This window comes from Phyllobacterium sp. P5_D12, assembly GCF_054049495.1.
Genome location: NZ_JBFUMG010000618.1, coordinates 1 through 2,464 on the forward strand (window position 1 = coordinate 1; position 2,464 = coordinate 2,464).

Annotated in this window: 1 protein-coding gene; it reads right to left on the minus strand. The window is 59.7% G+C overall.

Features of this window, described 5'->3' with window-relative positions; genetic code table 11:
* Positions 1–1,618: hypothetical protein (locus ACXJ5O_RS24300; RefSeq protein WP_457302145.1), on the minus strand; the 1,618-nt coding region annotated here is incomplete at its 3' end.
* Positions 1,619–2,464: the final 846 nt, after the last annotated feature.

Below are 2,464 nucleotides of genomic sequence, written 5' to 3' on the forward strand. Positions count from 1 at the left end.
CCTTCCATACGGCTTCTACTTCCAACTTGCCGCTACTCGGTCCATGCAGCCGGATTGTTGCCCGAATGTTGGCGTGCTGATCTCCGACTGAACGGCTGGCGCTGACCCTGATCATTTCCGGCAGGCAGACCGGCTGCTGCGTAGCGTGCACCAGGGTCAGTTGGCGCGTCGGGGTAATCATCCAGGCACAGCCAAGCTGGGCCATGTCCTGAAGGAACGTGCGTTCGCCGTCGGTATCGATCCATGCGGGCAGGCCCAGTGTCCCGATGAAGCGCTTGTGGACGAAGCTCGAATAACACAATCGCGCGATACGACCCTTCGCGACAAACAAGGTGAGTACGCGTTTTGCTTCGTCCCATTTCGGCAAACCGTCATCCTTGAAGGTCTCGTCGCAGGGCGGATCGTCAACAGCAGCGGTGCGTTCCCGTAGCACGATTCGGAAGCCTGTTGAATCCGGCCACTCCCTGTCAAAAGCAACAACAAGGACCAGTTCCTTGTTCGGCGCACGAACGATCGCCGCACTTGGGCCAAGGATGGTTGGCGCCGTGACGCCGGGGATCTCATGCCCCGGCATTGCCCGAAGCGCAAAACCGCCTGCAGCACCGTCCGGAAGATAAGGTGTAGAAACCAGTGGTTCGCGGTGGATTACATACTGCCCGGCAGCCAATCGGTCGCCGGTGGGATTGTCCGGAGACGGCAAGCGCAGGGGGAGCGAAGTCCTTGTGGCAACGGCTGCAACGGAAGCGGGGGTTATCAACTCGGCGTTGGAGGTTGCATTGGCATCGTTGAGGGTTCCTGCCTCGCGGGCGGCTATGGCATAGGCTTGCTTGATAGCGTTTGCGTCCGCAAAGAACGGGTCGAACAGTCCGTGTTGCTCACATTGCAATTGCGAAGACTTCGGCGGCACCGCATGCCGCTCGTTTATCGAAGTGTACTCAAAATCCTGGGAAGCCGGCAATTGTACTGCCTGGGCAAAAGCCGAGGTGGTGAGATAGGCTTTTGGATCGGCGTTCCAGTTGCTGCGGATAACCATGCGCTCCAGCGACTCGCCTTCACTTGTCCGCGCACGATGGATGAGCACGGGCGGGTCGACGGGTTCAAAGCGCCAGTAACCGACGGGGTCACTCACCTGCAGATCCCCGTCGAGCGATTTGTCCTGGACAGCGAGGCTGTTTCCGGCGAGGTCGACGATACGGGCGCGAAAGCGATAGGACGTGCCAAACCTTAGTCGTGGCAAGCTGTTCTTTCCCGCTACGAATGTCGCGGAAAGGCCATTTCCGCCGTTAGCCACCTCGTCATCGACGGTTTCAGGCGTCTCACCCTGGACGCCGCTTGCAGGGTCATCGCGTGATCTAATGGTTTTGCCTGGCCTTGGCGTAACGAGGCTCCACCCGGCCCAACGGAACATGGACTCATGCAGATAATGATCGTCCTGATGGGCGTCAGCGCTGGCTGAACTCGTCGTTGACGCTCCCTTCACATAACCCTCATCATCGGGYAGCTGGATTTCCTCGTCGAGCTTGATGATCCTGTAACTGCCGTGCCTGCTGCAGAGGGAATGCCAAGCGTTTTCGACGCCATCGGGTACGGGCTGTACGTCCACACGATAACCGCGCAACACATCTTCCGTAAAAAGACGACTTTTGCGCCAGAACCGGAAGCAACCGCCGCATTCTTCAAGGCCGCAGAGGCCGCACTTTGAGCGACCGTCAGCGCGCGCCCGTGCCGCGAGATTCCGAGGCCACCAGATCGCAAGGCTGCCACCGGCTGTTTGTTGCCGGTGGTATAGGTCACCTCACCGTCAGCACCCAGCGCCAGGCTTTTTCCCACCAGATTTTGCGCGCTTATGACAAAATCGACGGTCTTCAACGCGGCGCCGTCCGCATCGACCTGGTAAACATCGAACAGACTTCGCTTGTCATCGTTCCAGTTGTCATCGGCATTCTGCAGGCGGAGCACGCCGCGATCGTGATCTGGCGTTCGAGCCCTTGTGGTAAAGCGGCGCTTGTCTGCCACCCAGGCCGTCCGCGGACATGAATCATCCGCCTTGTCATGCGCATTTCCCCAATCGAGCTCCAGCGCCATCAAGCCMCTCGCCTGCGGTCCGGCACCGAGCGCCTGGTCGATCGGGGAATCGATCGGCAATAAGCAGTCGATAACCAAGCCCAGGCGGCGCAGCAGTTGCGGATAATCGCTGTAGGACGCCACAATCTGATGGAAATCGATATCCGGCGCTTTGGGCGGCGGCGGCACATCAACCCGCTTCGGCCGGCGCAGCTGCTTTTGCTCCTCCAACCGTTCCAACTTCTTTTTCGTCAAGGGCTCACGCCGGTAAAAACGATCCGCCTGATAAAAGGCATATTCCGCAGCCGACGAAAATTGCGCCATCACACCGGCATCGGCACCGCCACCGGCGGGATCGCGCCAGTCGGGAGGAAGGACGCGTACCGGAAACTGCGCGCCG